This window comes from Nostoc sp. ChiQUE02, assembly GCF_034531305.2.
GTDB lineage: Bacteria > Cyanobacteriota > Cyanobacteriia > Cyanobacteriales > Nostocaceae > Nostoc.
In genome coordinates, this window is sequence record NZ_JAVRBN020000013.1 from 153,475 (window position 1) to 170,788 (window position 17,314).

Annotated in this window: 13 protein-coding genes and 1 pseudogene; 4 read left to right on the forward strand and 10 right to left on the reverse strand. The window is 42.2% G+C overall.

The genetic code is table 11. The annotated features are described in order from the left end of the window. Positions 1-116: 116 nt before the first annotated feature. The 4 genes and pseudogenes from RM347_RS16125 to RM347_RS16140 form a co-directional block, all read right to left on the reverse strand. A pseudogene (locus RM347_RS16125) lies at positions 117-227 on the reverse strand (IS630 family transposase); the annotation flags it as partial. A 369-nt stretch (positions 228-596) separates the two neighbouring features. Then, positions 597-1,610, reverse strand: coding sequence for a glycosyltransferase family 2 protein (locus RM347_RS16130; RefSeq protein WP_322719342.1), 1,014 nt, complete (start codon positions 1,608-1,610; stop codon positions 597-599). 291 nt (positions 1,611-1,901) lie between these two features. Beyond that, the gene (locus RM347_RS16135; protein ID WP_322719341.1) at positions 1,902-2,348 is read right to left on the reverse strand and encodes a hypothetical protein; all 447 of its coding nucleotides are present in this window, start codon (positions 2,346-2,348) and stop codon (positions 1,902-1,904) included. A 127-nt stretch (positions 2,349-2,475) separates the two neighbouring features. Further along, the gene (locus RM347_RS16140; protein WP_322719340.1) at positions 2,476-3,696 is read right to left on the reverse strand and encodes an anhydro-N-acetylmuramic acid kinase; all 1,221 of its coding nucleotides are present in this window, start codon (positions 3,694-3,696) and stop codon (positions 2,476-2,478) included. Between the two features lie 503 nt (positions 3,697-4,199). On the opposite strand from RM347_RS16140, the gene RM347_RS16145 reads away from it, so the two are divergent. After that, on the forward strand, positions 4,200-4,961 hold the full coding sequence (locus RM347_RS16145; RefSeq protein ID WP_322719339.1) for a PEP-CTERM sorting domain-containing protein: 762 nt from the start codon (positions 4,200-4,202) through the stop codon (positions 4,959-4,961). A 408-nt stretch (positions 4,962-5,369) separates the two neighbouring features. Then, entirely contained in the window at positions 5,370-6,785 is a 1,416-nt protein-coding gene (locus RM347_RS16150; RefSeq protein ID WP_322719338.1) for a folate/biopterin family MFS transporter, read from the forward strand. A 22-nt stretch (positions 6,786-6,807) separates the two neighbouring features. Here RM347_RS16150 and RM347_RS16155 read toward each other — a convergent pair whose 3' ends face one another. From RM347_RS16155 to kdpA, 5 genes are all read right to left on the reverse strand, one after another. Further along, complete coding sequence (locus RM347_RS16155) at positions 6,808-7,965, reverse strand: universal stress protein (RefSeq protein WP_322719337.1); 1,158 nt, start codon at positions 7,963-7,965, stop codon at positions 6,808-6,810. A gap of 136 nt (positions 7,966-8,101) precedes the next feature. After that, entirely contained in the window at positions 8,102-8,704 is a 603-nt protein-coding gene (kdpC, locus tag RM347_RS16160) for a K(+)-transporting ATPase subunit C (RefSeq protein ID WP_322719336.1), read from the reverse strand. Between the two features lie 27 nt (positions 8,705-8,731). After that, a complete protein-coding gene (locus RM347_RS16165) occupies positions 8,732-8,956 on the reverse strand; it encodes a hypothetical protein (RefSeq protein WP_322719335.1) in 225 nt (74 codons plus the stop codon). A gap of 97 nt (positions 8,957-9,053) precedes the next feature. Next, complete coding sequence (gene kdpB / locus RM347_RS16170; protein WP_322719334.1) at positions 9,054-11,159, reverse strand: potassium-transporting ATPase subunit KdpB; 2,106 nt, start codon at positions 11,157-11,159, stop codon at positions 9,054-9,056. Positions 11,160-11,425: 266 nt separating this feature from the next. Then, positions 11,426-13,111, reverse strand: a complete 1,686-nt coding sequence (gene kdpA, locus RM347_RS16175) for a potassium-transporting ATPase subunit KdpA (RefSeq protein WP_322719333.1) — start codon at positions 13,109-13,111, stop codon at positions 11,426-11,428. Positions 13,112-13,658: 547 nt separating this feature from the next. Here kdpA and RM347_RS16180 point away from each other — a divergent pair. Both RM347_RS16180 and RM347_RS16185 read left to right on the forward strand, forming a co-directional pair. Next, complete coding sequence (locus tag RM347_RS16180) at positions 13,659-14,756, forward strand: sensor histidine kinase (protein WP_322719332.1); 1,098 nt, start codon at positions 13,659-13,661, stop codon at positions 14,754-14,756. Positions 14,757-14,861: 105 nt separating this feature from the next. Then, positions 14,862-15,536, forward strand: coding sequence for a response regulator transcription factor (locus RM347_RS16185; RefSeq protein WP_322719331.1), 675 nt, complete (start codon positions 14,862-14,864; stop codon positions 15,534-15,536). A gap of 117 nt (positions 15,537-15,653) precedes the next feature. On the opposite strand, the gene RM347_RS16190 is transcribed toward RM347_RS16185, so the two are convergent. After that, a complete protein-coding gene (locus RM347_RS16190) occupies positions 15,654-17,048 on the reverse strand; it encodes a hybrid sensor histidine kinase/response regulator (RefSeq protein ID WP_322719330.1) in 1,395 nt (464 codons plus the stop codon). Positions 17,049-17,314: the final 266 nt, after the last annotated feature.

A 17,314-nucleotide genomic window follows, 5' to 3' on the forward strand; every position in this document is an offset into this window, starting at 1 on the left:
GGTGTAGTTTTAGTTTGCCCAATTTTGACTAAATAAATAACTCTAGGATCTGCCAAAAACCTTAATTAGGAAGTACCACACTCACCACAGAATTCTGAAAAGTGAGTAATGAGTGCAGAGTGGCGACTGATGTTGAACATTTGGCTGGCTTCACTTTTCTCCAAACCATCGAGCTTGATGAACTGGATGACCTTTTGATGCAAGTCGTAACTGTAGGGTTTGGGCATGGGTTGAGCGATCGCTTTGCACCACTTCCAGTCTATGCTCTAACCGCCTTGGTAGTTGCTATATATCAGATTGTTGGTCAATTCACAGTGGGTTAAACCCTCCATACCTAAAACCGAGGTTTTGCGTTGCTTTCTCGCCCTGCAATTTATTGCAGGCTAATAGCTAAAGTAGGTTGAAACGCACTGAAATTAAAAAAATGAATATGTACGAATCTGATGTGTTAGACACCCTATCAATTCGCTAACAGTCTCATTATATTCGTCCAATACTTTTAAAACATCCTCTTATTGCCTGACCAGAATTTTAACCTTTAGGCTGATTTTGACTATACCAAAGATGTATTATTTTTTGGTAAAAATATCATAGTACTAATTGGGAGTTTTTCGCTTTTTATTTAGATTAGGATAAATGTCAAAGCTTGATTTATTACCCATCACATAGTATTGAATTCGACGTTGAATAATAGCGTTAAATCTGGAAATAAAATCATAAAAGAAGCCTGGATTTTTCCTTATTTCTGTCAATGCTGTTAACCATTTCCTTTGCTTGAGAGGCACTACAACTTGAAAGTAAGCTAGATTTTTCTTACAGACTGCAAGATTATAAGACAGAGCACGCATTAAAGCTGGATTTTTTTTCACAACCTCTTGTTCCATGAAATAATTAGTAGCTTTGCAGTATTGATTTAGACGTGGCAATGGGCTTTGATATACAAGAGAATCTGGGCGCGATCGGTAGAAATAGTAGGGTTTTGGCTCAATAAAAAAGCGAGATCCTTTGATTAAGCATTTCATATCAAGCCAAAAATCTTGACCCATCCTGATGGCTTCATCGTACTCGATGCCGTGCTTAACCAGAAATTCTCGTTTGAATAGAGGTTTGCTTAAACCAAGATGCAAGCCTGGTTCCCCATAGACATCAGTTTCTACAAAATAAACAATATCAATTTGGAGAATTTTCTCTATAAGTTCTCCACTTTCTTTAATCAATGTACTCCAAGGAGATGTTTCACCATCCTTGATTAAATAAACATCGTCAGCAATCATGTCTGCATCCATTTCATTTCCCAGCAACACAAGCTTTTCCAATCTTTCGGGAGCATACCAATCATCTGAATCAAGTACAGCAATCCATTCTCCTTGGGCTATTCTAAGGGCGCGATTACGCGCAGCAGCAGCCCCAAGGTTTTGTTGATTAACTATAACTTTAAGACGCTGGTCTGTAAAACTTTTAGCGACTTCTACAGTTTTATCACTTGAACCATCATCGACTATGATAACTTCAATATCAGTGAGCGTTTGTTCTAAGGCTGACTCTATTGCCTTCGCAATATAAACTTCAGTATTGTAAGCAGGGATAATGACAGAGACTTTAGGATTCACGAAACTGAACTCCTGGCGGTTAGGTAAAAATGCTAAAACCTGATGATAATTTGAGAATTTCTTCTTTACTATAAGTAGGTAGAGGTGAATAATTCAAGGTTTGTAGTAATGGCTTTAACCCTTAAAATAGGGCTAAAGCCATTACTACAAGCCTATTTAATGAATTTTCCATTACGTAATATAGTTTGATTGATCTATTCTTGCCTACTTACAACTTAGTAGGTAGGTGAGAATAAACGATTTTTAATGGTTGCTCTATCTTTGCTGTGCTGTACTAGCTACTTACTGCCCTTAAGTTGACTGACGCTCTAGGCTAGCTTCCATTGTGTTAGTTAAAAAATGACCAGCCAAGATGCCACTACTGAGGTAGTATGTATCTTCTGAAATGCGGTGTAGGGTTTCAAAGCCACTACGACGCTGACGATCGCCTATTACCCAGTAACGCTGCACAATAGTATCTAAACCAATCCAACCTTCACCTTCAATCTGCCCCAAAATATTATGTTGTAGTAGAAAAGTATACTGACGCTCTCCCTCATGTAGCCGTCCCTTGTATTGCAAAGAGATTTCTGAGCGATCGCTACCTGGAAATACCAACTTTGTAGCCATAGTGAACCAGTTATCTCGATTCCAAGCTACCAAGGTCATACCCTTGACGCTGATTGGCATACCATTACGTTCCAGCCAATTTCCTTGCATTGCCCAGCGTCCTGGTTCCAATAAAAAAGTATGAGCCACCTTCTATATTCCCTGTCTTGATCGAGTGCCGCCAAGACTACAGTTATAGCAATGCTAAGTTGCGTTAGCGATAGCGGGGCGTTTAGTCCGTGCTGAGTGAAGAATAAAGAAATTTCTTTTATCTTGCTTATTGTTCCTGTCTTAGGACTGTGGACTGACATTGATGAATTTCTCCTAAAAGCACTTCTTGAGGTGCGCCAGTGGCAGTAGGTAGGTTGCCAGGAATACCCAAATGTCGCCAGTAAGCTAAAACTGCAAAGGCGATCGCTTCTTTAAAATCTGCACTCAAGCCGACTTCATCTGTAGTCCAAACTGGTATGGATGTCAACAACAACTGTAATCTTTGTTTCAAATAGAGATTGCGACTACCACCTCCACATAATAGTACCCGTTGTGGCATTTCCGGCAAAAAAGTGCGGTAACTGTGAACAATTGAAGCTGCTGTAAGTTCCGTAAGAGTTGCCAGTAAGTCGGCAGGATTAAGTTGGTATGCTTGGGCATCTTTTAAACACTGATGCAGGTAAGCCACACCAAATAACTCTCGACCAGTAGATTTGGGTGGCGGTAAATGAAAATAGTCTTGGTTGAGCCATTGTTTTACCAATGGATGACAAGGAGTACCACTCGCTGCCCAATTGCCATCTTCATCGTAAGTTTTAGCACCAGCGCTTAAATGCTCCACCGCCAGATCCAACAGACTATTTCCTGGGCCAGTATCCCAAGCGCGAATTTTTGAGAGCCAGTCGCCATACCGAGGCGGAATATAAGCGACATTACCAATACCACCAATGTTTTGAATACAACGCCCTTCCTGGGGATGACTGAGTAAATAGGCATCTACTCTGGGCACGAGAGGCGCACCATGACCACCAATAGCGATATCAGCAACGCGGAAGTTGCTCACAGTTGTAGTGCCCGTAAAATGAGCTATTAATGCACCGCGCCCTAGTTGCAGACTGTAACCTAGTGGGCAGTAGGGAGTGGTTTTCTTCCCCATTTCCCTATCCGCAGGTGGTCGATGATAAACTGTCTGACCGTGGGAGCCAATGAGAGTGGCTGGCTGATGACCAATTTGAATATTTTGGGCGGCTTGGGCAAAGACCTGGGCGATCGCATCATCTATTTCTGCCAATTCTGCCATTGAGATGCCAACGCCTGCACCAACTGCTAATATTCTTTCTCTGAGTTCGGCTGGATAGGGATATGTTACCCCAGCTAGCAGATCAACTTTGATATCCAATTCTGTACCAGAAATATCTACCAAAGCAGCGTCTATACCATCTACGGATGTGCCACTAATTAAACCGATAACGCGAGTAGGGACAGCAGCTTCTTCAGTTGGATGCATTGATAAAGGTTCTTTTTGTTGATTGCAAGAGGTAGTTTAATTCATGTTACTACCCATGTCAAAAAAACTCAGGTGACATAGTTGACTGGAGAAAGACGAGTAAGTAGGCAGAACAAGAGAAGAAAGAATGTCAAAACCAATAGTAATGACCACAAATATCTTTCTATTTATCAGCAAACAGAGAATCTCAAACAGTGTTGTCCGTTGTCTTTATTAGTCCTTAATCAGGACAATATCCGAAAATACAAATTCTTAATATCTATAGTCTAACTTTACAACTTTTTTATCTTTAGATAAAAAACAGGTACTTTATCCAGGTTTTTGGGAAGTAAAACTACTTATTTAGCTTCAGAATATAGCAAATTTTTTACAAAATATAGGGATTTTTTAGAAAATGTAAATCCAGTAATTTCATCCTGTCATTTCTTCTGAAAGGCATTACATAATGAACTCAAATCGCACAACGAATTTATCAACAAATAAAACTACAGCATTTCAAAATTATGTCTCTTAAAAAAATTGCTTGTATCGCTGCTCTATCTTTATCTGCTATCTCCTCATTTATTTATGCAGGTTCTGCCCAGGCTATTTCGTTCAAAGTAACCACTGGTATTGCAGGTCCTAATGGAGAAACTAACCAAGGTGCTTTTTCTGAGTTTACTCAGCTTCCTGGTACGACAACTATTGACTTCAATAATGGTCAAGCACCAACCACTGGTTTCGCTAAGTATTCATTTGAGAACAACAGTGGAGCTAGCAGTGTTAGGTCAGATGTATGGGCACCTGCTGGGGCAAATGGTGAGGTCAATAATGGTAAGTATTTGGCAGTATTCAACGGCGATCAAGTCACAATTAACCTTGAAAGTTCCCTCAATTATTTCGGTATTGACTGGGGAGCTATCAGTCCGAGTAATATTTTTTCCTTCTATAATGGCAATACTTTGATTAAATCATTTACAACTGAGGATGTTAACCCAGTTGCTCCAATTCATGCGTCACAGCATGGCGGTGAAGGCAATGGCTACCTTCACTTCTACTCAGATAGTAGCAATGATATTTTTAACAAGATTGTCATCACCCAAGCAGGTGGTGGTGGATTTGAAAGTGACAACCATTCTTTCCATTTAGGAACTGACAAATTTACAGGTTTTAACCCTGAGTCTGTTCCTGAGCCTAGTGTTACCTTAGGTATGCTGGGTGTAGGTGGTATGTTTCTACGCAAGCGCAAGAACGAGAAGTTGCAAAGTGTAAGGCAATCTCATTAAATATACCAATCTTAACTTAGTAAGATTTTCCTGATTTTCTCTATACACTAATTTCAGGCTACAGGTTCGCATAGCGTGCCGTAGGCAGGGTTTCCAAACTTCCGATGATAATTCAACATTAAATACAAGCTAGGGCGAGTTCACCTAAGTAAACTCGCCCTAATCCTTTGGCTATTTATGATCACCCCTTCTCCTACGGACAACGCAACGCATAGCAAGCTTTTAGAGTAGGTGTATAGACAGGCAGCTAGCTATGCTTAGAGCTATGTTGCTGGAGGAAAGAAAAGTTGTTAGAAAAGCCCTAAACAATACTCAAAGAAGAAATAAAAGGAAAAAGCCTCCAGAAAACCTACGTCCTAAGAATCGATATGATAGAAAAGTAGATAAAACTTAAAAAATATTTATCGAATGGTGCTTCAATCATCTGGCTTGTCCAAGGTCAAAGACTCCATAACACAAAAAATCTTCTTGGGTAATGAACCCAATGCAGAGTTAATTGCAATTCTCACCGTTTATTTTGTCCAAGGAATTTTAGGGCTATCGCGTCTAGCCGTTAGCTTTTTCCTCAAAGATGAACTGCTGCTGAGTCCAGTGCAGGTATCGGCGCTATTGGGAATTGTTTTCCTACCTTGGATGATCAAGCCGGTGTTTGGTTTTATATCTGATGGCTTGCCTATATTTGGCTATCGTAGACGTCCTTACTTAATTTTATCCGGGATACTGGGAACTGCTTCCTGGGTGAGTCTGGCCACAATAGTTCATACTAGCTGGGCAGCTACGTTAGCGATCGCTCTTGGTTCTCTCTCCGTTGCCATGAGTGACGTGATAGTTGACTCGCTGGTTGTCGAACGAGCTAGAGGCGAATCGCAAGCAAAAGCCGGTTCATTACAATCTCTGTGCTGGGGTGCTTCTGCGATCGGAGGTTTAATAACAGCATACTTTAGTGGTCTGCTGCTCCAATACTTTACTACCCGTACTGTCTTTGGAATTACCGCCTTATTCCCTCTCATCGTCTCTGGAGTAGCTTGGTTAATTGCTGAGTCTCCCGTTAGCAAAGATGCTCAAGATAGTAATCAGACCAACTCTTTACCAATCAAACATCAATTGGGGCAGCTACGCCAAGCCATTAGCCAAAAAACAATTTGGCTACCAACGGCGTTTATCTTCATCTGGCAAGCTACCCCAAATGCTGACTCAGCCTTTTTCTACTTCTCTACCAACGAACTCCACTTTGAACCAGAATTTTTGGGGCGGGTGCACTTGGTAACAAGTTTCGCTTCTTTAGCAGGTGTTTGGATTTTTCAACGTTTCCTCAAAAGCATCCCTTTTCGCGTGATTTTTGCTTGGAGTACTGTCCTTTCGTCAATTTTAGGGATGACAATGCTGTTGTTAGTGACTCACACAAACAGGCTATTGGGTATAGATGACCACTGGTTTAGTTTGGGTGATAGCCTGATTCTCTCTGTAATGGGGAAAATTGCCTTTATGCAAGTGATGGTGCTAGCAGCAAGGCTTTGTCCCTCTGGAGTGGAAGCAACATTATTTGCCTTGTTAATGTCTGTCTATAATTTAGCAGGAACGCTTTCCCATGCATTCGGGGCGTTAATCACCTATTGGCTGGGGATCACTGCAACCAACTTTGAGTCACTTTGGCTATTGGTAGTAATTACTAACCTCAGCACTTTGTTACCCCTACCATTTATCAACTGGCTACCTGCTGCTGAGGAGCAAACTGAGACTTCAAAAGATGGGGAACAAGCGTTTTTGCCTGATTTGATGTCTGAATTGGTACTCAGAGAACCAGAGTCGAAAATAGTGGAATAGGTTTTTGGGGAAATTTGATCTCTTATTTGGGTGAAACCATTTTTTCGCTGGCAATGATATGCAAATCTATATTTTTGAGTAAGCGCACTAATTTTTGCGTCAAAGATCCTTTGAGGAGCATTTGCCAGCGCGATCGCTGACTCTCTCCGATTACAATTTGGGTGATTCGATATTTCTCGGCGACTTCAGCGATCGCATTAGCTACGTTATTGTTGGTAACACGAATAAAAGTACCTTCAAATTCCTTACAAAGTTTCTCACAAGTATGGATGTGTAAGCTTTCCTCCTTGGTGAGGAAGCGTTCTGGATCGGCAACGAACAAGGTATAAAGTGGGGCGTTCATATAGTTAGCCAGCCTCGCACCCCGACGTAACAGTTGCACTGAGTTAGGATAGGTGGATACACAGACTAAAACCCGCTCGTGAATATTACAAAATTGCCCGTTGGGGGTAGTAGCGATCGCATTTTCTTCTACGTTGTCTGCGACTTCCCGCAAAGCCAACTCCCGTAAAGCAATCAGGTTACGGCGTTGGAAAAAATTATCGAGGGATTGTTGAATTTTTTGGGGTGCGTAAATCTTGCCTTCTAATAACCGTTCTTGCAAGGTTTCTGGTGTGACATCCACTACCACTATTTCATCTGCTTCATCCAAAATCCTATCAGGAACTCGTTCACGGACTACAACCCCAGTAATTCTGGCTACTAAGTCATTGAGACTTTCCAAATGTTGCACATTCATTGTGGAGTAGACATCAATACCTGCTGCTAAAACTACTTCTACATCTTCATAGCGTTTTTCGCGTGGGGAACCAGGGACGTTGGTATGAGCAAGTTCATCGATTAAGACTAATTGGGGCGATCGCTTTAAAATAGCATCTGTATCCATATCCGTTAGAGTCAACTCACCCCGAGGATATTCCTTACGGGGTAAAATCTCCAGTCCCTCTGCCTTCTCACCTGTCTCTTTGCGCCCGTGGGTTTCCAAAAGCCCAACAACGACATCAATTCCTTCCTGTTTAAGTGCGTGTCCCTCTTCCAGCATCCGGTAGGTTTTGCCTACTCCAGGAGCCATGCCAATAAATATTTTATGCTTGCCCCGCCGTCGTGCCGGAAAAAGCGAGTAACTTCCAGAATTTAAAGGTGCAGTGCCAGTTGAACCAGTATTACTATTATCTGACATTAGACCTCTTGCACGAATATTGAAAAACAAGAATCTTATGTTTCACATAGAGCCGCAGAAGCGCAGAGAGTAACCAAAAAGCTATCTACTAACTCTTATACCGACGCGATTAATCGCGTCTCTCCAAACTCCCCATTTATTGATTTTGCTGACGATTAATATCCTGCAAGTCAAGAGCATAATTCAATCGGAGAACATTGATTCCCGGCTCGCCAAAAATCCATAAAAATCTGCCATCGGTATACTTATTAATTAAACGTAGGATCTCATCTTCTTTCACTCCCCGCGCCCCAGCAACCCGCGTCAATTGCTGCCGTGCTGCTTTGAAGGAAATATGCGGATCTAAACCAGAAGCAGACGTATAAATTATATCAGCGATCGGTTGAAGATTTTCGTCTCGCAATTGATTTGCTTCTTCTAGAATCCGGTTGAGTAGTTCTGGATTGCTAGCAGCGAGATTGCTGGCTCCAGATATGCCAGTTGGCTTGGCCTTTTTCCCTTGGCTATATCTAACAGTACTGGGACGAGGATGGAAGTATCGCTCAGATGTGAACACTTGACCAATCAAAGCCGAACCAATTGGTTCATTATTTAGATTCAGCACAATGCTGCCATTAGCTTGATAGGGCAAAAAAACTTGACCCACTACAAGGATTATCAGAGGATAGATGATTGCAGTCAACAACCAAAGCATTAGAGTTATAAAAATTGCTCTGATAGTTTCTCGAATAATAGTCATAAAAAGTTTTCCAATTACTACTAAAATTTAATTTTTAATTTTTAATTTTAATTCTTTTACCCAATCAGAACGATATTCAAAGATGCTGTCGCTAACAGCATAAATTACTGGGGCAATTACCACATTCAAGCACAGCAGGATAAAAATAGCGAGTGGTAGCTGATGTTTACGCCATTGTGACCAAACAAAGGACATCGTCTGCATCATATCTATCGGCTGAAACTTTTCCCAAGCATTGACCTGTTTATTCATATTTTTCTTCCTTCTCTCAACAGGTAAAAGTAAAATGTTTATTATTTTACTTTGGTCAAGATGCGCTCGTTTGGCAGCGTCTTTACTTATGTTGTCCTTAAGCCAAGCCCACAAGTGTAATCAGTATATCTATCAACTTAATGGCGATAAACGGCGCAATTAGCCCACCTAAACCATAAATTAAGATATTGCGTTGGAGTAGCTGATTAGCTGTCAGCGGCCTAAACCGCACACCCTTCAATGCCAAGGGAATCAAAGCAGGAATAATCAAAGCATTATAGATCAGCGCTGATAGGACAGCAGAATTAGGGCTAGTCAAATTCATAATATTCAAGCTTTGCAAATTAGCAGCGACAAATATCACTGGGATAATCGCAAAGTATTTAGCAATATCATTAGCGATGGAAAATGTCGTCAATGCTCCGCGAGTAATCAACAATTGTTTGCCAATGCTAATGATATCGATCAGCTTGGTGGGATCGGAGTCTAAATCAACCATGTTGGCGGCTTCTTTTGCAGCTTGCGTTCCTATATTCATCGCAACGCCGACGTTAGCTTGGGCTAATGCTGGGGCATCGTTAGTTCCATCTCCCGTCATGGCAACTAGTTTGCCTGCTGCTTGTTCCTTTTTAATGACGCTGATTTTGTCTTCTGGTGTGGCTTCGGCAATGAAGTCATCAACCCCTGCTTCTCTGGCAATAACAGAAGCTGTAATCCGATTGTCTCCAGTTAGCATGATGGTACGCACTCCCATCCGTCGCAGTTGCTCAAAGCGATCGCGGATACCAGGTTTCACAATATCTTTGAGATAAACAATCCCATAGATTTCGTGATCTAGGCTAACTGCTAGAGGTGTACCTCCCAGGTGAGAAACTCGTTCGTAGGCAGCATCTAATTCTGGCGTATTGCGTCCGTTGCGGGAACGGACAAATCCTTTAATGGCTTCTACTGCTCCCTTCCTGGCCTCATATCCACCAGGCAAGTTAGTGCCACTCATGCGTGTTTTGGCGGAAAAATCGACTCCTTCTGCCTGGTTGGAGTCAAAATCAAGCCGTGCGCCTAACTTTTCTGCCAGTCGGACAATGGATTTACCCTCAGGTGTATCATCAAAGACACTGGCTGCCCAGGCAACATTAGCAATTTCCGACATTGAATGACCGTTGATGGGAATAAACTCTTCCGCCAAACGGTTGCCAAGGGTAATTGTACCTGTCTTGTCGAGAACTAAAGTGTTGACATCTCCACAGGCTTCGACTGCTCGTCCTGAGGTGGCAATGACGTTAAATTGGGCAACTCGATCCATGCCAGCAATGCCGATGGTACTTAGTAAGCCGCCAATGGTCGTAGGAATTAACGCCACTAATAGGGCAATCAAAATTGGTACGCTGACTGGACTGTTGACATAGTAGGCAAGTGCGGGCAGAGTTACCACGACTAACAAAAACACTAAGCTTAGAACTGCCAGCAATACTGTCAGGGCAATTTCATTAGGTGTTTTGCTCCGTTCTGCTCCTTCCACCAAGGCAATCATCCGGTCAATAAAGCCTTTGCCTGGGTCAGATGTGATGCGGATAATTAGTTCATCTGAGATAATCCGCGTCCCACCAGTGACGGAACTAGCAACGTCGGAGCCTGATTCTTTTAATACTGGTGCAGATTCCCCTGTAATTGCCGATTCGTCTACCGAGGCGACACCCATGATTACTTCGCCATCGGCGGGAATGATATCGCCAGCAACAACGTAGACGTTATCACCTTGTTGGAGGCTGGTGGATGAAACTTCACTAATTGTGCCATCGGCAGCAAGTTTTTTAGCGATCGTCTCTGATTTCGTTAATCGCAAGGCATCGGCTTGAGCTTTACCTCGCCCTTCTGCCACTGCTTCGGCAAAATTGGCAAACCAAACTGTAAAGAATAAAATCCCCGACAGCAAGCCGTTGAAAAGTTGCGGTTTCTTTTGGAGGGCTGGGCCAAATAGGTTGGGATCAATTGTTAGCAATAGGGTGATGATTGTCCCCACCCAAACCACAAACATCACTGGATTTTTGATTGCATACTTAGGGTTGAGCTTAACAAAAGCATCTCTCATTGCCCTTAAGTACAGCCACTTATTACTTGTCCTGGCCTTTTTACGTACTTGGCGGCGATCGCCAGGACGAGAATTGGGGCGTCTAGCTTTGGAGTTAGTTGCCACTTGATTCATAAATAAAGTTAAAAGTTAGAAGTTAGGAGTTAGAAGTTGGGAGAGACGCGATTAATCGCGTCTGTACAAGAGTTAGGAATTAGGAGTTATTAGGAAGTTCCAATAAAAAAAAATCCAACCTGTAGGGTGCGTTAGTAACGCATTTTCTATCAGACGGTACGTTATGCGATCGCTAACACTGCAACGCAGTGGCTCCCTGACGAAACCGGATAAGTTATTTATTTTTTGGTATTCTCTTAATTCCAAACTTATAACTCATAACTTTTCTAACTGCCAGATGCTAGTTTCAAACCCTCAGCTATGGGACCTAGAGCTAGAACGGGAAAGAAAGTCAACACTCCCAAAACCAATGTCACTCCAGCAGTGATACCAGTAAAGACCAGAGAATCAGTTCTCAGGGTAGCAGGGGTTTCTGGGACTGGTTGTTTGCGAGACATCCCGTCAGCTAACAGCAGGATGGCAATCATCGGAATGTAGCGTCCTCCTATTAAGCTAAATAAAGTACTCAAATTCCACCACAGGGTGTTATCTTTCAACCCCTCTAAGCCGGAGCCATTATTTGCTGCTGCTGAGGCGTATTCATAAACTACTTGAGAAATGCCGTGATAACCAGGGTTGCTTATTCCAGATAGGGAGATGGGATAAGCCAAAGCGATCGCACTGGGAATCAAAACTAGAATTGGGTGAATCAACAGCACTACACTGGCAAGAACGATTTCCCGCTTTTCAATTTTGCGTCCTAAAAACTCTGGGGTGCGTCCTGCCATTAGTCCAGTTAGGAACACTGTGAGAATTAGGTAAATAAATAAGTAAGCTGTTCCAGTTCCCTGACCGCCCCAGATAACCTGGATAAATAAGTTGAAGAGAGTCGAAAATATTCCTTGCGGCATTAAAGAATCGTGCATCCCATTCACTGCACCAGACATAGTAGCAGTAGTCATCACTGCCCAAAACGCCGTTTGTGCCCAACCAAATCGAACTTCTTTACCCTCTAAATTAGGCTGTTCTAATCCAAAGGCGTTATTAACCAGGGGATTACCTTGTAGTTCACCGACGGCTGTCACTCCCACGAGAACGACAAAAATCACAAACACCATCCAAAAAAGTAGCCAAGCTTGTTTGATGTTGTTGGCAAATATACCGTAGGTGTAAATCAGGGCTGCTGGTATAGAAATCATGGCGATCATTTCTATCAAATTAGAAGCGCCATTCGGATTTTCAAAGGGGTGAGCTGAGTTTACGCCAAAAAAACCACCGCCGTTCTCGCCCAAAAGTTTGATCATTTCAAAGGATGCCACCGGGCCTCTGGCAAGATATTGCGTCCCGCCTTCTAAGGTTCTCAGATCCAGAGTCTTAGCTAATGTTTGTGGTACACCTGCTACAAGCAAGGCGATCGCTCCAATAATCGAAATCGGCAGTAATATTCGCGTAATTCCCCGGACGAGATCGACATAAAAATTTCCTAGTCTTCTACCCGTCAACCCGCGAATAAAAGCAATTCCCACAGCTAAACCAGTAGCTGCGGAGGTGAACATCACAAAGCCTAAAGCCGCTACCTGACTAAAATAGCTTAAGGTTGTCTCACCAGCATAGTGTTGCTGGTCGGTATTCGTTACAAATGAAATGGTTGTGTGCAGTAATAGATCCCAACTGGGCGCGCCGAAGCCATTAGGATTCCAGGGTAAGAGCCTCTGAAAATATATCAATAAATACACTGAAATACCCATGATGAGGTTGCTGTACAGTACAGCCCGGATATACTGCGAACCTGTCATATCATCCTTTCTCCGAACACCCGCTAGTACGAACATACTTCGCTCTATGGGGTTCATTAAAAAATCAAGCAGTGTTCTTTCTCCCAAGAAGACACGCCCTATGTATCTACCGAGTAGTGGAGTAATTGCTATGACAATACATAGCGTTAAGCCAATTTGCAAAAAACCTTGTCCCATATATTTCGCGCTCAATTAAATTTAAGTGCTAGCCAGCAAATTATGATAAATAACAGATTATAACTGTTGGTATATATGATTTGGAGCTATTTGGCGATATCTCATATCACCACAATTCTTTAATCTGGATTTACTATTTTTAGTTATTACTATTTTTCAGATATTTGTTAAAGTATCTGTTAAGAATCTTTAAATTTTACTCTTATTTATCTATCTCGCTAGTTAGTATTACTTGTTTATACAATACATTCTCAAAGTTCGCTACTTTCAAAGAAGATAAATATTCAAGAGGATTTTATTAAAGGGATTAGGTATCAGGCATTAGGAAGATTGTGGTAAATACCCCACCCCTTGTAAGCAACTACGTAGTCCCCAATCCTCAATCCCCAAGCCCTTAGTCCCCTTTCTTGCATCTGGACAATCATAATTTTCGGTTTAGTTCTCAAGTTGACAGTTGCAGATATAGATTGCAGATAAATCATAATCGCTGAATTAAATAGTTGTAAAGATTGTAGGATAACGAATTTTTAGTAAATCAAAAATGACAATGTTAAGTCGATTATTGACTATGAAAGAAGCTATAAATGAACGTGGAAAGACGTACGGGCTAATAGCGATCGTCTTTGCTATAGTAATAGTATTGGAATATTTGACACCACCTGAATACGTATTTGGCTACCTCTACACAGGGACGATTTTGTTAGCAGATTCTCGATTGAATCGGGGAGCAGTTTTGGGGATCACTATTGCAGCTACAGGATTAACATTGTTGAATTTGTTTGTTCCAGGAGGAGAAATAATTGATCCCCCAACGTTGGCAAATAGGTTGATTGCAGTGTTGGCGTTAATGGTAACGGGTTGGTTAAGCGACCGCAACCACCGCAATGAAGAAGCGATCGCTTCTACCCAAGCGCAATTACGCTCCCAAGAACAACTAGCTATCATGCGTGAAGATTTTGTTTCTACACTAACGCATGATTTGAAAACACCCCTATTAGGAGCAATTGAAACGCTGAAATATTTTCAAAATGAGCAATTTGGTGAAGTTACACCAATGCAAGCAAAAGTCTTACAAACAATGGCTCGTAGTCATCGGAGTACACTACAATTAGTCCAAACGCTTTTAGATGTGTACCGCAATGATGCCGAAGGGCTGAAACTACAAATATCACCAGTTAACTTGGTAACTGTGGCGGAAGAGATCATAGCCACGCTGACAGAACTAGCGAGAACACGTCAGGTTTATATTTCTCTGCACTATGGCGAATCAGATTTTCGGAGCTTTCTTTGGGTAAATGGCGATCCTTTGCAACTTGGGCGAGTTTTTACTAATCTCCTGAGTAATGGTATAAACCATACCTCCCGTGGCGGTAAAGTAGAAGTAGTACTTGAAGGTTATTCTAGCGATCAGGTAGTAAAAATACTCGATACTGGTTCCGGCTTTACTGAAGAAGAGTTACCCCACTTATTTGAGAGGTTTTATCAAGGACATAGCGATCGCCACGTCTCAGGAACTGGGTTAGGGCTTTATTTGACCAGGCAAATTATAGCTGCTCATGGAGGTACAATTTGGGCAGAGAATCGCTCACCACGAGGCGCACTATTTGGTTTTCGACTCCCTGCTTGTCCACCACCGGGGAGTTGAGGAGTGGAGGTGGGGGGAGAAGAGGGGCAGGGGAAGCAGAGGAGAATAATAATTCCTGACTTAATGACCAATGACCAATGACCAATGACCAATGACCAATAACAAATGACAAAAATCTTGCTCGTTGAAGATGATGAATTGTTTCGGCTTGGTCTGCGGATGCGGTTGCAACAAGAAACCAGTTTGGAGATTGTTGCAGAAGCAGAAGATGGGGAACAAGCTGTAGAATTAGCAAATCGCTATCCTCTGGATTTGGTCTTGCTGGATATAGGTTTACCGGGCATTGGCGGGATTGAAGCTTGTCGCCAAATTAAGCAGAAGCACCCAAATTTACCAATTCTCGTTTTAACGTCTCGTTCTGAAAAACCCCTGATTTCACGGTTAATTGCGGCTGGGGCCCAAGGTTATTGCCTTAAAGGTATTCCCGCTGAGTCTCTGATATTGGCGGTGCGATCAGTTGCAGCGGGCGCTTCTTGGTGGGATCAAACGGCAACAACAGAAATTAGAGCAGCTTTTGAGGGCAATTCTATGGCGGTGTTGCCCACAAAAACTGACGAAACCTTAGAAAATCCTTTAACAAAGAGGGAGCAAGAAATTTTGGCACTCGTGGCAGCTGGCAAAAGCAATCAAGAAATTGCTGAAATTCTCTACATTGCCCCTGGTACAGTGCGGGTTCATGTCCATGCTATTTTACAGAAACTAGAAGTACGCGATCGCACTCAAGCCGCTGTTTTAGCTATCCAAAAAGGATTGGTAGCACCAGAATTGTTGATTAATTAGATTTATCGGGGACTGGAAAGCAAGGAGGAAAGAGGTAATTTTTCATTATCCCCCTTGCCTCCTCTCCCCCAATCCCCACTCCGTGGGGGTACCGAGTCCCCCTGCCCCTCTACCTCTTCAGCCCAATCCCTTTTCCGATTTTGGAAACTGCGATGAGATATCAGGTTGCTCTATGGGAATTTCGATCGCAAACTCTGCTCCTTTGCCAACATCTGAAGTACAGGTAATATTTCCTCGGTGTTTTTGCACGATAATCTGATAGCTAATGGATAATCCTAGCCCACTACCTTTACCCACAGGTTTTGTTGTAAAAAATGGGTCAAATAAACGCGAGCGCAACGACTCTTCGATACCAAGACCATTATCAGCGATCGCAATTTTTACCATATTCAAGTCTGTCACCTCTGTATGAATCCGAATTTGGGGAGTGGAGAGTAGGGAGTAGGAAGTAGAAGATTGATTCCCCATTCCCCATTGCCCCTTATCTCCAGAGAGCGCCATATTTTCTCCACTCCCTACTCCCTCTTCTATTGCGTCAATAGCATTATTCAACAGATGCATAAATACTTGGTTTAGTTCACTTGCATAACAAGCGACTAGGGGCAAGTTACCATAATCTTTCACTACAAGAATTGCCGGACGGTCTGCTGCTTCCCTAAGCCGATGTTGCAACATCACCAAAGTGTTTTCGATGTCTTCATGGATATTTACCCGTTTCATCTCTGCTTCATCATGCCGAGAGAAGTGTTGTAGCGCTAGTACAATTTCCCGAATGCGATCAGATCCTCTATACATTGCACCTATCAGGTTTTGCAGATCCTTAATCATAAAATTCAGGTCTATATCTTTGGCTATTTGCTGAATTTTTGGTGTAGGTTTGGGAAATTCCTGTTGATAGACCTCAATCATATTCACCAAGTCTTGCACATATTGACCAGCATATTGAAGATTGCCATAAATAAAACTGATAGGGTTATTAATCTCATGAGCCAGCCCAGCTACTAACTGTCCTAGTGCCACCATCTTTTCGTTCTGAATTTGTTGAACTTGAGAGGCTTGCAAGTTGTCAAGAGCCTGTTGGAGTAAAAAGTTTTTTTCTTGCAGTTTAACTTGGAGCAAACGTAAATTAATCTGATTTTCAATTCGCAACACAACCTCTGCTCCATGAAAAGGTTTTGCAATATAATCTACACCACCAACATCAAAGGCTTTTACCTTATCTACAACATCATCCAGGGCGCTAATAAAAATTACTGGGACTTCACAAGTTTTATCGTCAGCTTTGAGTTGTTGACAAACTTGATAGCCATCCATATCTGGCATATTTATATCCAGCAAAATCACATCGGGCAAAACCATTTGACACGCAGTCAGTGCCATTTTACCGTTTAAGGCTTTGCGAACTTCAAAACCTTGTGCAGTCAACATCGCCGATAAAAGCCGCAAATTATCTGGGGTATCATCGACCACCAAAATATTTCTTTTATGATGGTTAGTTTGATTAAAATGCATTATTATCAAAAGCTAGGCGTATAATTATTGAGCGTAGTAAATGCTTCTTTGAAATAACCCTGAAATTGGTCAACAAATTTCACCGAAATACTTAATATTTATAGTTTAACTCCCACGGTGGCTGGAGAGTTTTACAGACAATCAAAGCTATTGGCCAGTTATAAGCTTTACGAACCTGATAGCCTGCTTACAGCAGTATAGTAGATAGCACGCGCAGATTATCTAACCGAGCGTCAACAATGAAATTTTTTCCAGGTGCTACTTCA